Genomic DNA, 20,267 nt, shown 5'->3' on the forward strand with positions numbered 1-20,267 from the left:
TTCCTCTTGGATTCGGTTGATGGATTCGAGACGAGTCAGTCAAAGGCCCTTGCCTGGCAACGAGCGCGGCAGAGCGGCGAAGCGCGGTGGCGAGAGCGCCGATCACCCCGACGGCCGGGCGGCTCCGGCGTCGGTGGGCGGCGCGCCGGGGTCCGCCTCGAGCAGCGCGGCCCGGATGCGCTCGGCGAGCGCGCCGACGTGCGGCTTTCGGAGCAGCGTGTAGTGGTCGCCGGCCGCGACGTGGCTCCGCAGGCCGGGGGCCCACTTCGCCCACGCGGGCCGCGGATCCCTCCGCGGTGAGGCCTCGGCGCGGAAGAGCTCGACCCGGGCCGAGACCTCGCCGGGGGCGTAGCGCGCGAGCAGCGCCGCGTTCCGCTGGAACGCGTCGAGCAGCGCCTCCAGCTCGCCGAGCGCCGTCCCGCGGGGCAGCGCGCCGAGCTCCTGCGCGCGCTCTAGCAGCCACGCGGCGTCGGCCGCGCCGCCGTCCGGCCAGGCGAGCGCCGCGGTGGCCGGCGCGCCCGCGATCCGCGCGAGATCCGCGGCGAACTGCGCGATCGGCGGGAGGTCGTCGCCGGGCTCGTCGAACGGGGGGAGGTACGCGTCCACGAGGACGACGGCGGCCACGCTGCGCCCGCCGCGCTCGAGGACGCGCGCCATCTCGAACGCCACCACGCCGCCCATCGACCAGCCGCCGAGCAGGTACGGCCCCTCGGGCTGGACGCGGCGGAGCTCCTCGCAGTACGCCTCGGCCATCTCGCCGACGCTGGCGAGCGGCCGCGGGGGGGTCTCCAGGCCGAACGCCTGGATGCCGTAGAAGGGACGATCCCGCCCGAGCTCGCGCGCGAGATCCGCGTAGCAGAGGACGTTGCCGCCGATGGGATGAACGAAGAAGAGCGGCGCGCGGGCGCCCCCTTCGTGGAGCGGGACAACGACGGAGGCGCGGCCCCGCGGCGCTCCCCGATCCTCGCGCAGGAGCGCCGCGAGGCCCTCCACCGTCGGCGCGCGGAACAGGCTCGTGAGCGGCAGATCGCGGCCGAAGCGCCCGCGGATCTCGGCCATGAGCCGCACCGCGAGCAGCGAGTGCCCGCCGAGCGAGAAGAAGTCGTCGGTCACGCCGACGCCGCCCTCGCCGAGGAGCTCCTCGAACAGCGCGCAGAGCTCGAGCTCGAGCCCGGTCCTCGGCGGGACGCGCGCTCCGCCGGCGAGCGCCGCGAGCGCCGCGGGCACGGAGGCGGCGAGCGCCCGGCGATCGATCTTGCCGCTCGGGGTCTGCGGCCACCGCTCGACCGGCGCGATGACCGGCGGGACCATGTAGTCGGGCAGCCGATCGGAGAGGTACCCGCGTAGCGCGTCGCTCGCCGCGGCGCGCCCGCCGCGCGGGATGAAGAAGGCCGCGAGCCGCACGTCGCCCGGGGCGTGCTCCCGGGTGACCACCGCCGCCTCGGTCACGTCGGGGTGCGACGCGAGCACCGCCTCGATCTCGCCGAGCTCGATCCGGAAGCCCCGGATCTTGACCTGCTCGTCGAGCCGGCCGAGGAAGTCGATCTCGCCGCTCGGCAGCCACCGCACGAGGTCGCCCGTGCGGTAGAGCCGCGCCCCCTGCGCCTCGGGGAACGCCGCGCGCACGAAGCGCGCCGCGGTGAGGTCGTCGCGGTTCAGGTAGCCCCGCGCGAGGCCGATCCCGCCGATGTGGAGCTCGCCGGGGATGCCGAGGGGCGCCGGCTGGCCCCGCGGGTCGAGCACGTACGTCTGCGTGTTCGGCAGCGGGCGGCCGATCGTGGGCCGCGCGACGTCGGGCGCGTACTCGGCCGCGGTCGCGAGCACCGTCGCCTCGGTGGGGCCGTATCCGTTGACGAACCGCCGGCCGCGCGCCCACCGCCGCGGCAGCTCCGCGGGGCACACCTCGCCGGCCACGCACAGCACGCGCAGGTCCGGCAGCGTGTCGAAGCCGACCGCCATGAGCGCCGAGGGGGTCAGCGACGCCACCTGGATCCGCTGCTCGCGCAGGAGGTCGACGAGCCCGGGCCCGGGCATGAGCGCCTCGGCGCGCGCGAGGCAGACGACGCCGCCCGCGGAGAGCGGCACGAAGATCTCCATCACGGAGACGTCGAAGCTCAGCCGCGTGAACTGGAGGACGCGGGTCCCCGGCTCGACGCCGAGCAGCTTGCGCTGCGCCACGGCGAACGCGGAGAGCGAGCGGTGCTCGATGAGCACCCCCTTCGGGCGCCCTGTCGAGCCGGAGGTGTAGATGACGTACGCGAGGTCCTCGGGGAGCGACCCGGCGTCGGGGGCGTCGCTCCGCTCTTGCGGGAAGGCGTGCTCGCTCTCCCCGAGCCGCACGACCGGCGGCAGCGCCGCGGGCAGCGCGGCGAGGAGCTCCGGCTGGGCGACGAGCAGCGCGGGGCGCGCGTCCTCGATCATGAAGGCGAGCCGATCGCGCGGGTAGGTCGGGTCGAGCGGCACGTACGCGCCGCCGGCCTTCAGCACCGCGAGCAGCGCGACGATCATGTTCGGCGAGCGCGGCAGGCACACGCCGACCAGCGCGCCGCGCCGCACGCCGCGGGCGCGGAGGTGGTGCGCGAGCTGGTTGGCCCGGCGGTCGAGCTCGCCGTAGCTCACCGTCGCGCCCTCGAAGAGGAGCGCGGCCCGACCGGGCGCCTCCCTGGCCTGCGCCTCGAACAGGCGGTGCGCGCACGCGGCCTCCGGGGCGGGCTGCGCCGATCGGCCCCCGCTGAACGCGTGCAGCACGAGGTCGCGCTCGTCGCGCCCGAGCAGCGGCAGGTCGCCGACGCGCAGCTCGGGCTGCGCGGCGCTCGCCGCGAGCAGGGCCTCGAGGTGGCCCCGCCAGCGCTCGATCGTGGCCCTGTCGAACAGGTCGGCGCTGAACTCGATGCCGCCGGAGACGGCCTGATCGTCCTCCTCCAGCGCGAGCAGGAGGTCGAACTTCGCGGTCGCTGTGTCGACCTCGAACGGCGAGGCGTCGAGCTCGCCGAGCTTCCGCGGGCGCTCCGGCGCGCCCTGGAACGCGAAGGCCGCCTGGAAGAGCGGGGTGCGGCCGAGGTCGCGCTTCACCTGAAGCGCGTCCACGACCTGCTCGAACGGGACGTCCTGGTGCTCCTGGGCCTCGAGCGTCGCCTGCCGGACCCGCCGCACGAGCTCGACGAACGTGGGGTCGTCGTCGACGCGGACGCGCAGGACGAGCAGGTTGACGAAGAAGCCGACGAGCGGCTCCACCTCGACCTGCGTGCGGCCGGCGACCGGCGAGCCGACGGCCACGCCGGCGCGGCCCGTGTAGCGGTGCAGGAGGGCGACGAAGCCGGCGAGGAGCACCATGAACATCGTCGCGCCCTCGCGCCTGCCGAGCGCGCGGAGGGCCTCGACGAGCGGCGCGGGCAGGCTCACCGGGACGGTGTCGCCGCGGTGGGAGAGGGCGCTGCCGCGCGGCCTGTCGGTCGGGAGCTCGAGCGGCTCCAGGTCGGACAGCTGCCGCTTCCAGTACTCGAGCTGCCCCCCCCACGCGTCGGCCTGGGCGCGTTGCCAGATCGCGACGTCGGCGTACTGCACCTGGAGGGGCGGCAGATCCGCCGCGCGGCCAGCACGCGCGGCCTCGTAGAAGGCGGACAGGTCGCGGAACAGGACGGGGATCGAGCCGCCGTCGCAGGCGATGTGGTGCGCCGTGACGAGCAGCATGTGCGCCTCGTCGGAGAGGCGGAACAGCGCCGCGCGGATCGGCAGGCCCGAGGCGAGATCGAACGGCCGCCGCGCCTCCTCCTCCGCGGCGCGCTGCGCCGCCCGGTCCCGCTCGTGCCGGGGGACGGCGGACAGGTCGACGAGGCGCAGCTCGAGGCGCGCCTCGGGGAGCACGACCTGGAACGGCTGGCCGTCGCGCGCCTCGATCCGGGTGCGCAGCGCCTCGTGGCGCGCGACCACCCGATCGAGGCTCCGCTCGAGGGCGGCGCGGTCGAGCGGCCCGCGGAGCAGGACCCCGATCGGCATGTTGTAGACCGCGGTGCCCGGCTGGAGCGCCTCGATGAACCAGAGGCGCTGCTGGGCGTGGGACAGCGGCGCGTCGCCGCCCCGGGGCGCCGGGCGGAGCGGCTCGGGCGCGCCGCGGCGCCCGTCCAGCCTCGCCCGATCGATGCGCTCGGCGAGGGCGGCGACCGTCGGCGCGTCGAAGGCGGCGCGCAGCGGCAGATCGACGCCGAACAGCCGCCGCGCGCGCGCGATCACCTGGACCGCGAGGAGGGAGTGCCCTCCGAGCGCGAAGAAGTCGTCGGTCGTCCCGATGCCGCCGCGGCCGAGCACCTCGCCCCAGACGCCCGCGAGGGCCTGCTCGGTCGGCGTCGCCGGCGCGCGCCGCGCCTCGCCCGCGATGTCCGGCGCGATCTCCGGGGCGATCTTCGGTCGACTGGGCGCCGGGAGCGCCTTCCTGTCCACCTTGCCGTTGGCGTTGAGCGGCCAGGCGTCGAGCTCGACGAAGGCGGACGGGACGAACGGCTCCGGCAGCCGCTCGGCGACGAGCGCCCGCAGCGCCTGCGCGTCCACGGGCCGCCGGACGAGGAGGTAGGCGACGAGCCAGCGGCCCGAGGGGCCGTCGTCCCGCGCGAGCACGAGCGCCTCGCGCACGTCCGGGTGCGCCGCGAGCGCGGCCTCGGTCTCCGCCGGCTCGACGCGGAAGCCGCGGATCTTCACCTGATGATCGAGCCGCCCGAGGTACTCGAGCTCTCCGCTCGCGAGCCAGCGCGCGCGGTCGCCGGTGCGGTACATCCGCGCGCCGCGGGCCTCCTCGAGCGGGCAGGGGACGAACCGCTCGGCCGTCAGCTCGTCGCGCCCCAGGTAGCCGCGCGCGACGCCCGCGCCGGCGATGTAGAGCTCCCCGGCGACGCCGATGGGCACCGGCTGCAGCCGCGCGTCGAGCACGTAGACCTGGGTGTGGTCGATGGGCCTGCCGATCGTCGGGCGCGCCGCGGCGGTCACGGTCGCGCCTGTCGAGTACGTCGTGGTCTCGCTGGGGCCGTAGAGGTTCAGGAGCCGCTCGACGTGCGGCAGCGCGAGCACGTCGCGCGCGAGCGAGGCGCGGAGCGGCTCGCCGGCGAGGCACACGGTCCGCACCGACCCGGGGATGCCCGACACCGCGAGGAGCGCCGCCGCCGCGGAGGGCACCGTGTTGACGAGCGTGACCTCGTCGCGGCGCCGGTGCGCGGGCAGCGCCAGCGCGTCGTCGGCGAGGACGATCTTGCCGCCCCAGCAGAGCGGGACGACGAGCTCGAAGACCGAGAGATCGAAGCACGTGGACGTGGACGCGAGCACGCCGGCGAGCTCCTGGTCCGAGAACGTCCGCCTGGCCCACCACGCGAGCGCGACGGCCTGGCGGTGCTCGATCACGACGGCCTTGGGCCGGCCCGTCGAGCCGGAGGTGTAGATGAGGTACGCCGCCTGGTCCGGCCGCCCAGCCGCCAGCGCGTCGCCCGCCCCGCCCTGCGTGCGCTCTACGTCGTCTGCGCCCGCGACGATCTCGTCGAGCAGGAGCACCTCGGCCGACCCTGCCGGCACGAGCCCCGACAGCGCGCTCTCGGTCACGAGCAGGTGCGCCGCTGCGTCCTCCAGGATCACCTGCAGCCGCTGCCGCGGGTAGCCCGGGTCGAGCGGCACGTGGACGCCGCCGGCCTTGAAGATGGCCCAGAGGGCCACGACCATGTCGAGCGTCCGCCGCACGCACAGGCCCACGCGCGTCTCCGGCCGCACGCCGAGCGCGCGCAGCCGCCGGGCGAGCGCGTCGGCGCGGCGGCGGAGCTCGCGGTACGTGAGCTCGCCGGCCTCGGACGCCACGGCCACGGCCCCGGGCGAGCGCTCGGCCTGCGCGTCGAAGAGCTCGTGCAGGCACGCGGCGGGCGGCGGCGGCGCGCTCGTCGCGTTCCACGCGATGAGGAGCTCGCGCCGCTCGCCCGCCGTGAGGAGCGGGAGCTCGGCGACCCGCGCCCCCGGGTCCGAGGCCACGGCGCGGAGGATCGTCTCGTAGTGCCCCGCGAGCCGCGCGGCGGTCTCGGGGTCGAACAGATCGAGATCGAACTCGAGGGCGCCCTCGATCGCGTCGCCCGACTCGGTGAGGAAGAGCGTGAGATCGAACCGCGCCCGCTCCACGTCGAGCGGGACCGGCGACGCCTCGACGCCCGGCAGCGTGAGCGCCGGCGCGGGCACGTTCTGGAGCGCGAACATCACCTGGAACAGCGGGTTCCGGCTGAGATCCCGCTCCACGGCGAGCGCGTCGACGACGGCCTCGAACGGCAGATCCTGGTGGGCGTACGCCTCGAGCGCGTCCGCCTTCACGCGGCCGACGAGCTCCGCGAACGTCGGGTCGCCGTCGAGCCGCGCGCGCAGGACAAGGGTGTTGACGAACAGCCCGATGAGCGGCTCGAGCTCGGTCCGCCCGCGGCCGGCCACCGGCGTGCCGACGCAGAAGTCCTGCTGGCCGCTGTACCGGTGGAGCAGCGCCTCGAAGGCGGCGAGGAGCGTCATGAACAGCGTGGCCCCGAGCTCCTGGCTCCGGCGCCGGAGCGCGGCGGCGAGGTCCTGCGGCAGCGCGAACCGGTGCGTGCGCCCGCGCGACGAGCGCGCCGCGGGGCGGGGACGGTCCGTCGGGAGATCGAGCGGCGGCGCGCCCTCGAGCCTCCGGCGCCAGATCTCCCGCTCCGCCTCCAGCGCCTCCGGGGCGAGCTCCTGCCGCTGCCAGGCGGCGTAGTCGGCGTACTGGACCGGCAGCGGGCGGAGCGCCGGCGCCGCGTCTCTCGCGAACGCGGTGTAAGCCGCCGTGAGCTCGTGCGCGAGCACGCCGAGCGACCACCCGTCCGAGGCGATGTGGTGGAGGGTGACGACCAGAACGTGCTCGTCGGGCGCGAGCCGGAAGAGCGTCGCGCGCAGGAGCGGCCCCTTGTCCAGGTCGAACGGCCTCGCGGCCTCCCGCGATGCGTCGCTTTGTAAAGCCACCTCCCGATCACCCGCGGGGATCTCCGAGAGGTCGACGAGGGGGAGGGGCCACGCGTCCGGCGTCTGGGCCGCACCCTGAAAGCGCTGGACAGGGCGGCCGTCGACCGCGTGGATCGTCGCGCGCAGCACCTCGTGCCGCCGCACGACCTCCGCGATGGCGCGCGCGAGCGCCGTGAGGTCGAGCGCGCCGCGCAGGCGGAGCGCCGCGGGCACGTTGTACGTGGCGCTCTCGGGCTCGAGCTGATCCAGGAACCACAGCCGCTGCTGCGCGAAGGACAGCGGCGCCTCCTCGCCGACGCGCGGCGCCGGCGAGAGCGGCGCCCGCCCCCGGCGCGCCTCCCCGCGGGTCGACCGCTCGACGTGCGCGGCGAGCCGGGCGATGGTCGGCGCCTCGAAGAGCGACCGGACGCCGACGTCGACGCCGAGCACGTCGCGCAGGCGGGCGGCCGCGCGCGTGGCCGAGAGGGAGTGCCCGCCCATCGCGAAGAAGTCGTCGTGGACGCCGACCCGATCGAGGCCGAGGACGGCGCGCCACACGTCGCCGATCGCCTGCTCCAGGCCGGTGCGCGGCGCCGTCTGCGCCGCGAGCTCGCCCGGGGCGTTCCACGCGGGCGGGGGCAGCGCCTTGCGGTCCACCTTGCCGTTCGCGCTCAGCGGGAGCGCGTCGAGCGCGACGATCGCGGCCGGGATCATGTAGCCCGGCAGGCGCGACGAGAGCTGGTCCTTGAGGGCGCCCGGCTCGAAGGACGGCGCCTCGGGGACCACGTAGGCGACGAGCCGCGGATCCCCCGGCGCGTCCTCGCGCGCGACCACGACGACATCGCGGATCCCGGCGCACCGCGCGATGACCGCCTCGATCTCGCCGAGCTCGATGCGGAAGCCGCGGAGCTTGATCTGGTGGTCGATGCGCCCAAGGAACACGAGCTCGCCCCCGGGCAGCCGGCGCACCAGATCGCCCGTCCGGTACAGGCGCGCCCCCGCCGCGGTGGAGAACGGATCCGCAAGGAACGCCGCCGCCGTGCGCTCCGGGTCGAGGAGGTACCCCCGGCCCACCCCGTCGCCGCCCACGTACAGCTCGCCGGCGGCGCCGAGCGGCACGGGCTGCCGCCGTCGATCCAGCACGTAGAGCTGCGTGTTCTGGATCGCGCGGCCGATCGGCACGTACGCCGCGCCCTCCGCCGGGGGCTCGGCGAGGACGTGCTGGGCGACGTCGTCCGAGCACTCCGTCGGGCCGTAGGCGTTCATCAGCGGGATCCGCGGGTAGAGCGAGAGCCACCTGCGCGCGAGATCGGGGGGGAGCGCCTCGCCGGTGAGCACGAGCCACCGCAGGCCGTCGAGGCGCGGCCGCCACGCCGGGCGCGCGTCGAGCTCGTCGAGCGCCCCGCGCAGGAGCGACGGCACGATCTCCAGGACGGTGATGCCGAGCTCCCCCACGGCGTCGAGCAGCCGCGCGGGGTCGGTCGCGATCTCGTCCGGCACGAGGCGGCACGTCCCGCCCGCGAGCAGCGGGGAGAGCAGCTGCCACACCGAGATATCGAAGGTGATCGGCGCGGTCTGCGCGACGACGTCCTCGGGCCCGATCCCGAGGGAGCGCACCTTCGCGAAGAGGTGGTTGAGCATCCCCCGGTGCTCGACCATCGCGCCCTTGGGCGCGCCGGTCGATCCGGACGTGAAGATGACGTAGGCGAGGTGCTCCGCGCGCGCGGCCGGAGGCGCCCCGCGCTCCGCCGCGGCGTCGGCGAGCAGCGCGCCGGCCGGGAGCACCTCGATCGCCCCGGCGCCCGCCGCGGCGATCTCGTCCAGCAGCGCGCCCGGGATCGCGGCGCCCACGAGGAGGGGAGGGTCGCCCGCCCGCGCCAGGATGTCGGCGTTGCGCCGCGCCGGGTGCGCGGGATCGAGCGGCACGTACGCGCCCGCCGCCTTGAAGGCGCCGAGCGCGAGCAGCATGAAGTCGAGGTCGCGCCGCGTCAGCAGGGCGACAAGGCGATCGGGCCCGACGCCGCGCGCCGAGAGCGCCCGCGCCACGCGGTCGGTGGCGCTGTCGAGCTCCGCGTACGAGAGCCGCTGCTCGCCGCACGCGACGGCGATCCGCTCCGGCGTCCGGGAGGCCTGCTCCCGGAAGAGATCGTGGAAGCACGCGTCCCGAGGGAACTCCGCCGCGGTGTCGTTGCAGCCCGCGAGCAGGTAGCGCTCCTCCTCGGGCGGGAGCAGCCGGAGCTCGTCGATCGGGCGGTCCGGCTCCGCCCCGGCCGAGCGAAGGAGCTCCCCGAGGTGGCCCGTCATGCGCTCGATCTCGTCGCGCGCGAAGCGGTCCGCGCGGAACTCCAGCGCGGCGGCGAGCTCGCCGTGGAGGCGCGCGACGCTCAGCCCCAGATCGAACTTCGCCGTGCCCTCCACGGCCCCGTCGGGGGCCCAGAGCACGGGCCGCCACAGCGCCCCCTCGACCTCCGCCGGCGGCTCCGAGGCGCTCTCCAGCACGAAGCTCGCCTGGATGAGCGCGTCCCGCTCCCCGTCTCGCCCCGCTGCCGGGGCCGCGGCGCGCGCGACCTCGTCGAACGGCAGCTCGGCGTGCTCCATCGCCTCGGCCATCGTCCGGCGCACGCGGCGGACGAGCTCGCGGTACGTCGGCCTCCCGCCGAGATCCACGCGCAGGACGACCGTGTTCGCGAAGAAGCCGACGACCCCCTGGTGCTCGGGGCGGCTGCGGTTGGCGACGACGACGCCGATCCCGAGGTCCTCCTGCCCGGTCGTGCGGTGGAGCAGCGCCGCGTAGACGGCGGCCAGCGCGACGAAGAGCGTCGCGTTCTCCGCCCGGGCGACGGCGAGCGCCGCCTCGACGTGCGGCGCGGAGAGCGCGAAGCGGACCGTCCCGCCCGCGAACGGCGACGCTGCCGCTCGCCGGCGCTCGGCGCCCAGCTCGAGCCGTGGCAGCCCCTCGAGCTTCGCTTTCCAGTAGGCCCGCGCCGCGTCCATGCGCGCCAGCGAGGCCCGCTGCGCGCGCGCGTAGTCGGCGTACCCGTACGCGAGCGCCGGCGGCGCGCCCGCGCGGCCGGCGCCGCCCGCGGCGTAGCTCGCGGCGAGATCGCGGACGAGGACCTCGATCGACCGGCCGTCGGTCACGAGGTGGTGCTGCGCGAAGAGGAGCACGTGGTGGCGCTCGCCGAGCGAGACCAGGCACACCCGCAGCAGCGGCCCCTCCTCGAGCGCGAACGGCGCCTGGCCCCACGCCGCGGCGAGCTCGCGCAGGCGCTCCTCGCGCTCCTCCGCGCGCGCGGCGTCGTCGACGACCCGCGCGCGCGCGAGGGGCACCGCCACCTCCGGCAGCACGATCTGCCGGGGCTCCCCGGCGATCTCGCGGAACACCGTGCGGAGCGCCGGGTGCCGGCGGACGACGGCCGCGAGGCTCTCCTCGAGCCGCGCCTCGTCGAGCGCCCCCACGATCCGCGCGCCGAACACCACGTGGTAGAGCGGGCTCTCCGGAGCGAACCGGCAGAAGAACCACAGGCGGAGCTGGTGCGACGAGAGCTCCGCCGGCTCGCCGTCCGCCGCGGCTGGCGCGGGGGCCGGCCCGGCGGCCGGCGCGTCGACCGCCGCCGAGAGCGCCGCCGAGAGCTCCTCGACCGTCGTCGCCTGCCAGAGCAGCTGCGGCGGCACCGCGGCGCCGAGCAGCTCCTCGAAGCGCGCCTGGAGCTCGACGCTCGCGAGCGAGTCGAGCCCCAGCGCCATCAGCTTCGAGGTCGGGGTGACGCTCCCGAGATCCACCCGCGCGAGCCGGGCGAGCTCCTCGCGCACCACCTCGACGAGCAGGCCCACCCTCCCCGGGGCGGGCACCGCGCGCAGCGCGAGGCGCAGCACCCGCGCCGGATCGGCCGCCGCGCGCGCGCCCTCGGCCCCCGCGGGCGCCGGCGCCGGCGCCTCCTGCGCCACGGACACCGCGAGCGTGTCGAGCGTCCCCTCGCGGAAGCCCTGGGCGCACGCGTGCCGCTGGACCTTGCCGCTCGACGTCTTCGGCAGGGTCCGGGGGCGGAGCAGCAGCACCGCGTGCGGCTGCACGTCGTGCTCCCTGGCGACCGCCGATCGCAGCGCCTCCACGACGTCCGGCGGCGCATCGCCGCCGCGGCCGTCGAGCTCGGCCGCGACGCCGAGCCGCTCTTCACCGCCGACCTCGATCGAGAACGCCGCGCAGCAGCCCGGGCGAACGCGCGGGTGCGCCGCCTCCACCGTCCGCTCGATGTCGTCGGGGTACAGGTTCCGCCCCCGGATGACGATGAGGTCCTTGATGCGCCCCGTGACGAACAGCTCGCCTCCCGAGAGGAAGCCGAGATCCCCCGTCCGCAGGTACGACGCCTCGCCGTCGCCCTGGAGGCGCGCGCCGAACGCGCGCGCGGTCTCCTCGGCGCGGCCCCAGTACCCCCCCGCGACGCTCGGGCCGGCGATCCAGATCTCGCCGATCTGCCCGTCCGCGACCCGCTCTCCGCGCTCCGGCGACACGACGGCGACGCGCGCACGGGGCGCCCCGGACGACACGAGCCGCCGCGCCCCCGCGGCGGCCGGCTCCACCGGGAGCGAGACCCCTCGCGCGAGCGCGCCGGCGTCGACGCTCACGCAGGCGGGCGGCGCGGCGCGGAGGCCCCCGGAGGCGAACAGCGTCGCCTCCGCGAGCCCGTAGCACGGGTAGAACGCCTCCCGGCGGAAGCCGCAGGGCGCGAACGCCGCCGCGAACCGGTCGAGCGTCTCGGCGCGGATCGGCTCGGCGCCGTTGAACGCCACAGTCCACGAGCGGAGGTCGAGCGCCGCCAGATCCTCGCGCGTCGCCTTGCGCGCGCAGAGGTCGTACGCGAAGTTCGGCCCGCCGCTCGTCGTGGCGCGGAAATGGGAGATCGCCTTGAGCCACCGGAGCGGCCTCTCCAGGAACGCGAGCGGCGACATGTGCGTGCACGGAAAGCCGACGAAGATCGGCTGCAGCACGTTCCCGATGAGCCCCATGTCGTGGAAGAGCGGCAGCCACCCCACGCCCGACGAGCCCGCGTCGTGCTCGAAGCCGGCGCGGATGGCGCGCTCGTTGGCGATCACGTTCGCGTGGCTCACCATCACCCCCTTGGGGTGCCCGGTGGAGCCCGACGTGTACTGGAGGAACGCCAGCGTCTCCCCCGAGATCTCCGGCGCGCGCCACGCCGAGGCCGCCCCGGGCTCGAGCGCGTCCGTCGCGATCCAGCGGAGCTCCGAGAGCTCGGGCGCCTGCGCCCGGAGGGCCTCCGAGAGGGAGGCGATCAGCCCGGTCGTCAGCACGAACCTCGCGCCGGCGTCGCGGGCGATCGCCCGGAGGCGCGGCAGGGTGCGATCGAGCTGCGCCGGGTTCGGCGGGTACGTCGGGACGGCGACGACGCCGGCGTAGACGCAGCCCATGAACGCCGCGATGAAGTCGAGCCCGGGCGCGTAGAGGAGCAGCGCGCGGTCTGCCGTGCCCCCCACCCCGGCGGCCCCCGCCGCCTGCAGCGACGCGGCGATGCCCATCGCGCGGAGGTGGAGATCTCGAAACGTCCACTCCTCGGAGCCGCCGTCCACGTCTCCGGTGGTCAGGAACCGAAAGGCGAGGGCGTCGCCCTGGGCCTCCGCGCGCAGCCGGAGGAGATCCACGAGGGTCTCGCAGCGATCCAGATCGCCCAACAACACATCACCGTTCATCGAATCTCTCCAGCGCCCTGTCGCGATCTGCGAAGCCCGCCCGGCGTCAGCGCGTCATGTCGAAGAAGTCGTCGATCCACACCACGTCGCCTGCCGCCTCGGCGCGCGCGTAAGCCCACCTCGCCACGGCGAGGTCGAGCGTCCCCATGCCGAACGGCGAGAACACGATCGGCTTCGTCCGCGGCGCCGCGCGCTGCCCGAGGAGCACCTCGGCGAGCGTCCCCGTCACGAACTCGCGCCCGCCGGACTCCTGCTCTGCGAGGTGCAGCGACGTCCCGGCGCTCATCACGTGCTCGACGCTGTCCACCACGTTGAACGAGGAGAGGACGACGCGCGGCGACAGGTCGCGCAGCGAAAGGTGCAGCACCACCGGCGCGTGCGAGAACCAGCCCGGATCGTGGACGTGCGGCGTGGCGGCCGAGGTCGTGAAGACGAGGAGATCGCTCCGCCGCACCACCGACTCCAGGTCCTTTGCCACCTGCACGTCGCGGCGCCGCTCCGGCGCGAAGGCGGCCTCGCGGAACCGCTCCGGCTCCGCGGGGTTCGTGTCGAACAGGAGCACCTCGGGGATCTCCCAGCCGAGGCGCGACAGGAAGGACACCACGTACCGCGCGATGAGCCCCGTCCCGACGATGCCGAGCGTGCCCGCGCGCCGCCCCCCGGAGAGCGCCGCCGCGGCCGAGACCGCCGACGCCGCGGTGCGCGCCGCCGAGATGATCGAGCCCTCGAGGCACGCGAACGGATATCCGTTGTCCGCCCGGTTGAGGACGATCACCGCCGACGCCCGGGGGATGCCTCGCCGGATGTTCGCCGGATAGCTGGCGATCCACTTGATCCCAGACACGGGCTCACCACCGCCGAGGTGGGCCGGAAGCGCGATGATCCGCGCGTCTGGACGGTCGGGGAAGCGGAGGAAATAGCTGTTGGGACAGACCACCTCTCCCCGGTGGCCTGCGAGGTACACGTCCTCGACCGCCTTGACGCACTCCTCGGGGCTCTCCTCGATGAGGCGGCGGATGACATTGCCAGATACCACACCAAAGCGCATCGCTCATCCCTCGGCGTAACGCGACGCCCAAGCAGGGTTGTAAACAGTGTCCAGATAAGGCACGCCGCGGTCCGCGCAGAGGAACAGGACCTTCGGCCTCACGAGGCCGGTCGCCCTGCTGAAATAGCGCTGGATCGCGGCGTAGACAGTCCCCGTCGAGCCGCCGACGAGCAGCTTGTGGCGGTCGAGGAGGGTCCGGCACGCGGCGATCGACTCGACCTCGGGCACGATCACCACATCGTCGATCAGCGCCTCGCGGAGCAGATCCGGGACGACCCCCGCGCCGATCCCCGGGATGCGCCGGGGCCGCGGCGGGCCGCCGAAGATCACCGAGCCCTCGGCGTCCACCGCGACGATCTTCACGCCCTGGAAGTGCTCCTTCAGGCGCCGCGAGAGCCCCGCGATCGTCCCCGCCGAGCTCACGGCGACGAACACGAAATCGAGGGCCGTGAACGCCTCGCAGATCTCCCGCCCCGTCGTGTGGAAATGGGCCATCATCCCGTCAGGGTTCTTGTACTGGTTGGGCCAGTAAGAGCTGGGGAGCTCGGCGCAGAGCGACTGCACCCGGGCGAGCCGCGTCTTCAGGAATCCGCCCGTGTCATCGCGCTCCTCCACCTTCACGACCCTCGCGCAGAGCGAGCGGAGCACGTGCTCGTTCACCGCGGAGATGTGGGGATCGATCACGGGGATGTAGTCGAGCCCGAGGAGCTGAGCGTACGCGGCGAGCGCGATCGCGAAGTTGCCTGACGACGACTCCACGATCGTCGTCCGCGGGTCGACCTCGCCGCGCTCGATCGCCGTCTTCAGGATCCAGAGCGCGGGGCGGTCCTTGATGCTCCCGACCGCGTTGCAGTACTCGAGCTTCACGGAGAGCTCGAGCCGCTCGTGATCGAGCTGCACGACCGGCGTCTCACGGAGCATGCTGGCGAGCGTGGCCGCCCGCGCCAGGAGTTGCTCTTGTCTAAGCATGCAAGCTTCACCACCCTCAAGACAACGGACAGGCGACGCGCGAGCGGACGAGGGCGCTCGCGCCACAGGGTCATCACGAGACGACGGACAGGCGCTCTCCGCTCTAGGCTCCTCGCGGGCGCAGGGAGACGAGCCGCTCCGCCCAGAGCCCCTCGAGCTCCTGGGCAGCCCTCTGCGCGCGCGCGGGCTCGTCCACGCCGGCGTCCGCGAGCAGCTCGGCCAGAGAGCGCGTCCCGTCCGCACGCATCAGCGCCTCGCCAAGGTCGGCCGACACGCTCGACCGCACGCCGGCGTCGTACGTGTTCCGCAGCTCGAAGGCCGTGGCCGCGCGATCCATCGCGACGAAGCGGCGGATCTGGTCCACGCGGACGTGCCTCGGGATGTCGACCGCGAGCGTCGCCACGTCCTCCCACGTCCACGCGCGCTTCTCGACGAAGAAGCCGCCGATCGCGAGGTAGCTGAGCCCGGTGGTCAGGAAGCTCGTTACCACGTCGTGCGCGGAGTCGACGATCGGCTCCACGTTGTTGTTGAACGAGGTGTTGAGCAGCACCGGCACGCCCGTCTTGTCCTTGAACGCCTTGAGGACGCCCCAGAAATGCGGGTTCGAGCCCCGCGCCACCGTCTGGACGCGGGCCGTGCCGTCCACGTGCGTCGTCGCCCCGAGGACGCTCCGCTTGTCCTCTCGGACCTTCAGCACGAAGATCATGAACGGGAACTCGTCCTCGCCGGGCGGGAGCTCGAAGAACTCGCGCGCGTCCTCCGCGAGGACGGCCGGCGCGAACGGCCGGTAGGCCTCGCGCTTCTTGACCATCGCGTTCACGAGGTCCTTGTTCGCGGCCGGCCTCGGGTCGGCCAGGATGCTCCTGTGCCCGAGCGCCCGGGGCCCGAACTCCGATCCTCCCTGCGCCCAGCCGACGGCGGCCCCGGCGGCGATCACCTCGGCGACGCGCCCCGGCAGATCCTCGGCGCGCTCGTGGCGGAGGAAGCGGGACCACCCCGAGAGCTCGCGCTCGATCTCGGCCTCGCCGCCCACGTCCCTGCCCCAGAACACGTGCTCGATCCGACGCCGCGACTTCAGCGCTCCCGCGGCGAGGGTCGTGTGCAGCGCCGCCCCGAGCGCGCAGCCCGCGTCGTGCGCCGCCGGCTGCACGAAGACGCGCTCGAACATCCCTGAATAGAGGATCTTCCCGTTCATCGTGCAGTTGTGCGCGACCCCGCCCGCCAGGCAGAGCCGCGTCTTGCCCGTGGCCTCGCGCTCGTGGCGGATCACGTGCAGCGCGAGCGCCTCCAGCGCCTCCTGCAGCGACGCCGCGACGTCGCGGTGCTGCTGGGTGAAGGGCCCGCCCTTCCTGCGCACCTCGATCGCCTGCGCCAGCGCGCCCACGCGGTCGCGGTGGATCTCGTAATCTCCGTCCGGCAAGAGCGTGTAGAGCGAGCTCATCAGCGCGCGGTACCTCGCCGGATCGCCGTAGGGCGCGAGCCCCATCACCTTGTACTCGTCGAACACCCCGTATCCCAGGAGCGCGATGACGGAGACATAGAAGTTCCCGAGCGACTTCGACTCCGGGATCGTCTTCAGCACGTCGATCCTGTCGCCCGAGCCCACGGCCACGAGGCCGGACAGGAAGTCTCCCGACCCGTCGATCGCCACGATCAGGCTGTCGTCGTACCCCGACAGCAGGTACGTGCTCGCCGCGTGCGCCTGGTGGTGCGGCACGAACACGATCTTGTCGCGATCGATCGGGCGCCCCATGCCCTGGCCGAGCTTCGCCGCGAGCAGCGTGCGCGCGTCGATCCGCGGCAGCGCGCCCCCGGTCAGGAGCCGCACCCGCCCGAGGAGCGCATTGCAGTACTCCTCGCTCGCGTAGAACGCGATCCGGTCCACACGATCGATGTCGACGCCGCCCCGGGCGAGGCAGAAGCGGATCGCCTCGATGGGGAACTTGTTGGAGTGCTTGATGCGGTTGAGCCGCTCCTCCTCGACCCCCGCGATGACCTCCCCGCTGTCGACGAGCACGGCCGCGCCGTCGTGCGTGAAGCTCTTCGGGATGTCGTACATCTCCTCGTGGGCGAAGCTCAACCCGCCGGAAAGGCCCAGCGTCAGCATGTCTCCTCCTTGCCGCTCGCGCTCATCGCGCCATCGAGCCACGGCGACGACGCCGCGCCGTCGAACTCGCCCTCTCCGAGCGCTCGTCGCCCGTGGGCGCGCTCGATGACGGCGTTCACCTCCGGCCCGAGCGGGCCGAAGACGACCTCCTTGCACAGGCGCTCCAGGGCGCCGTCCCCCGCGTACGCGCGCGCGCCGACGATGCCGCGCGCCGCCGCGACGGTCTCCTCGGCGCACCGTGTCCCCGTGTACTTCGCGGCCCCGGCGAGCTCGTAGAGCCCCGGCAGCCGCTCGGCGCGGTCCCTCGCGGAGGCGATCGTGCCCATCGCCTCGCCCGCCTCGCGGACCGCCGCGCACGCGGCGCGGTAGCGGATCACGAGGCGGCCGATATCCACGACCATGCCGTCCAGCTCGGCGAGCGGCGCCCCGTCCCGGCCGCGCACCGCGCGGAGGAACCGGCGCGACTCGTCGATCGCCTGCGCCGCGGCGCCGAGGTACAGCGATGGAATCAGCACCTGGTGCCACACCATCTCGAACAGGAGGAGCTGCACCACCTCCGGCCCGGGGCCGCCGAGCAGGAGGTCCTCCTCCGGCACGAAGAGATCGTGGAACACGATCCGGCGTGTATCGGAGTCGAGCATCGCGTCCGGGAACAGGTACGGGCCTATCTCGACGGCCGGGTTGCCCCGCGGCCGCACCATGAAGACCGCGGGGAAACCCTCCTCCAGCGCCGTCGTGAAGATCAGGAGATCTCCCTCGGTCGCGAGGGACGTGTACGACGCGGCGCCGCTCACCACGTGGCCTCCGGGCACCTTTCGCGCCCGCGTCCCCACCGCGTTCACGCGGTCCGCGTGGACCCGCGAGTTCGTGTTGGCCACGAGCCGGCGCCCCTCGACGACCTCCGAGAGCAGCGCGCGCCGCCGCGCGTCGAGCCGCGCGTCGTCCGCGATGGGGAAGGTGGCTATCGCGGAGGTCACGTAGAAATGGTTCTCCACCGCGAGCGCTACAGCAGGGGAGATCCCCCCGAGCCGGTGCAGCACGTGCGCGCACGCGCGGAACAGGCCTGCTGCGTCTCCCTCGTAGATGCGCCCCAAGAAGGGCAGATCCGTCGACCGGAACACCCGGTAGAAGGCCGGCAGATCCCGGTCCGCGAGCGCCTTCTTCAGCGCTTCTGCCGCGAGCTGCGTCTGCCGATCGAGGTCGATCCTGGGGCGCGCCTTGCGTCCAGCGCTCATGGTCATGTCATCCGAGCTCACAGCGCTCTTCTCCTTGCACCCGTCGTGTCCCGAGCCCCGCGGCCACGCAGGCCCGCGTCGTCTCTTCCCTGTGCGCCCGGCCGGCGCGCTCACTGCACGTCCGTCAGGCCGGCGCGCGCCCTTCATGCGCGTCTGGTTCGCTCTTCACCCGCGCTCGGCCGGCGCGAGCCGGACGAGCCGCTCTGTCCAGAGGGCCCAGAGCTCGCCCGCGACATCGGCCCCCGCGCCGTCGAGCAGCGACGACAGCGGCCGGCTCCCGTCGGCCTTCACCAGCGCCTCGTACGCGGAGCGCGAGATCTTCCGGCGGATCCCGCGGTCGTAGCTCGTCCGCAGCTCCCACGCGTCGCCGATGCGCGCGCCGTCGAGCCACCCGCGCGTGCGGCACACCTGGGTCGAGCGCGGGATCTCCACGGTCATGGCGAGCCTGGCCTCCAGCGACGGGGCCTTCCCGCGGACGAGCACGTCGTCCACGAAGGCGGCCTCGAGGCGGCTGGTGACGAGCAGCGCGACAACGTCGTCGACGGTCTCGGCGGGCGGCTCCGCCCCGTGATCGAGCGACGTCGCGAGCAGCGCCCCGACCCCGGAGATCTCCTTGAACGCGCAGAGCAGCGCGAACAGCCGGGGATCCGCCTCCTTCAGCACCACCTGCGCGCGGACCGTGCCGTCCGCGTGCAGCGCCGCGGCGAGCGCCGCGCGGCGCTCGCGCCTCACGCGGAGGGCGAAGCTCTTCCAGCGCAGCTGCTCGGCCGGGCACGGCAGCATCAGGCACTCGGCCGCGTCCTCGGCGAGCATCGCGACCGACAGCGGCCTGTGCGGCGCGCGCCGCTTCAGCTCGTTCAGCGCCTCCCGCCGCCGCTCGTCCCGCGGATCGGCGACGATCGCGCGGCGCCCGAGCGCCACGAGCCCCATCTCCGAGCGGCCGTTCGCCCAGCCCACGGCGGCGCCCCCGGCGATCAGCTCCGCGGCCTCGCGGGCCGGATCGGCCGGGCGCTCGGCCGTCACGAGCGCGCCCCAGCGCCTGAGCGCCGGGAGCACCGCGTCCGCGTTCCCGATGTCCGTGCCCCAGGCCACGTGGTCGAGCGGGGCGCGGCGCGGCGGCGCGTCGCTCGCGAAGAGCGCGGCCCCGAGGGCGCAGCCCGCGTCGTGCGCCGCGGGCTGCACGAACACCTCGTCGAACAGGCCGCTCGCGAGGACGCGCGAGTTGACGGCGCAGATCTGCGCGCCCCCGCCGGCCAGGCACAGCCGCCGGAGCCCGCTCTTCGTGCGGTGGTGGCGCAGCACGTGGAGCACGATCTCGGAGATCGCCTCTTCCAGCGCGGCGATCACGTCCTTGTGCGCCTGCTCCACCGGATCGCCGCGCAGCCTGCCCGGCGCCCTCGAGAGCACGGCCGCGAGGTTCTGGAAGGCGAGATCGTAGTCGCCGTCCGGCAGCAGCCTGTACACATCGCGCATCGCGCCGCGGAGCGCGGCGGGGTCGCCTTGCGGGGCGAGCTCCATCGCCTCGGCCTCCTCGAACGGGCTGTATCCGAGCGCGCGGATCGTGCGATGGCACAGCTCGCCGAGCGACCTCTGCGGTGAGAACGCCGCGAGCGACGTGAGGCACGACCGGCTCCCGCTCGCCGACGTCCCGGCGAGGACCCCGCCCTCGTTGTCGATGACGTAGACGAGCGCCTGATCGAAGCCCGACACCGCGATGGCGCTCACCGCGTGCGTCATCATGTGCGGCACGAAGACGAGCCGCGCCGGATCGATCGCGCACCTCATCTCCCGCTGGATGGCCGCGTGCAGCAGCCCGCGCGCGTCCGGCACGCCGGCGAGCTCCGGGAACGCCGCGCGCAGGCGCCCGACGAGCAGATTGGCCGTCTCCTCGCCTGAATAATAGGCGATCCGGTCCACGTCCGAGAGCGCGACGCCTCGCTGTCTCAGGCAGGCGCGCAGCGCGTCGAACGGGAACTTGTTCGTCCGCCGGACGCGGTTCAGCCGCTCTTCCTCGATGGCGGCCACCACCTGCCCGTCCTCGACCAGCACGGCCGCCGCGTCGTACGTGAAGAATTGCGGCGAGTCGTAGCGGCAGTCGTAGACGGGATCCAAGCCTCCTGCGAGGCCCAGAGTCAGCATGCGCTCCTCCATCCTTCTCGGTCGGGACGTCCACCGCCCTCCCGGGTTCCGTCTCAGCCGTTTCGCAAGGGTCGTTCCATCGAACGACGCGACGGTTCCG

At 74.3% G+C, this 20,267-nt stretch carries 6 protein-coding genes; all 6 read right to left on the reverse strand.

All coding sequences use genetic code 11. The annotated features are described in order from the left end of the window. Positions 1-102: 102 nt before the first annotated feature. The 6 genes from WMF46_RS12925 to WMF46_RS12950 all read right to left on the reverse strand — a co-directional run bounded on the left by WMF46_RS12925 (position 103) and on the right by WMF46_RS12950 (position 20,167). Positions 103-12,669, reverse strand: a complete 12,567-nt coding sequence (locus WMF46_RS12925) for an amino acid adenylation domain-containing protein (RefSeq protein ID WP_437985895.1) — start codon at positions 12,667-12,669, stop codon at positions 103-105. Positions 12,670-12,715: 46 nt separating this feature from the next. Next, on the reverse strand, positions 12,716-13,705 hold the full coding sequence (gene sbnB, locus WMF46_RS12930; RefSeq protein WP_437985896.1) for a 2,3-diaminopropionate biosynthesis protein SbnB: 990 nt from the start codon (positions 13,703-13,705) through the stop codon (positions 12,716-12,718). 15 nt (positions 13,706-13,720) lie between these two features. Next, entirely contained in the window at positions 13,721-14,686 is a 966-nt protein-coding gene (sbnA, locus tag WMF46_RS12935) for a 2,3-diaminopropionate biosynthesis protein SbnA (protein WP_437985897.1), read from the reverse strand. Between the two features lie 103 nt (positions 14,687-14,789). After that, the gene (locus WMF46_RS12940) at positions 14,790-16,793 is read right to left on the reverse strand and encodes a carbamoyltransferase family protein (RefSeq protein ID WP_437985898.1); all 2,004 of its coding nucleotides are present in this window, start codon (positions 16,791-16,793) and stop codon (positions 14,790-14,792) included. Continuing rightward, the gene (locus WMF46_RS12945; RefSeq protein ID WP_437985899.1) at positions 16,787-18,028 is read right to left on the reverse strand and encodes an acyl-CoA dehydrogenase family protein; all 1,242 of its coding nucleotides are present in this window, start codon (positions 18,026-18,028) and stop codon (positions 16,787-16,789) included. Before WMF46_RS12945 ends, WMF46_RS12940 begins: the two co-directional genes overlap by 7 nt. 165 nt (positions 18,029-18,193) lie before the next feature. Further along, a complete protein-coding gene (locus WMF46_RS12950; RefSeq protein ID WP_437985900.1) occupies positions 18,194-20,167 on the reverse strand; it encodes a carbamoyltransferase C-terminal domain-containing protein in 1,974 nt (657 codons plus the stop codon). Positions 20,168-20,267: the final 100 nt, after the last annotated feature.

Origin of the sequence: Sorangium sp. So ce117, assembly GCF_051524395.1 — a bacterium.
Classification (GTDB): domain Bacteria; phylum Myxococcota_A; class Polyangia; order Polyangiales; family Polyangiaceae; genus Sorangium; species Sorangium cellulosum_B.

Bases quoted from the DNA above. Each gene is read 5' to 3' on its own strand.
- WMF46_RS12925 (WP_437985895.1), bottom strand. From the start codon at position 12,669: ATGAACGGTGATGTGTTGTTGGGCGATCTGGATCGCTGCGAGACCCTC.
- WMF46_RS12950 (WP_437985900.1), bottom strand. From the start codon at position 20,167: ATGCTGACTCTGGGCCTCGCAGGAGGCTTGGATCCCGTCTACGACTGC.
- WMF46_RS12940 (WP_437985898.1), bottom strand. From the start codon at position 16,793: ATGCTGACGCTGGGCCTTTCCGGCGGGTTGAGCTTCGCCCACGAGGAG.
- sbnA (WP_437985897.1), bottom strand. From the start codon at position 14,686: ATGCTTAGACAAGAGCAACTCCTGGCGCGGGCGGCCACGCTCGCCAGC.
- WMF46_RS12945 (WP_437985899.1), bottom strand. From the start codon at position 18,028: ATGAGCGCTGGACGCAAGGCGCGCCCCAGGATCGACCTCGATCGGCAG.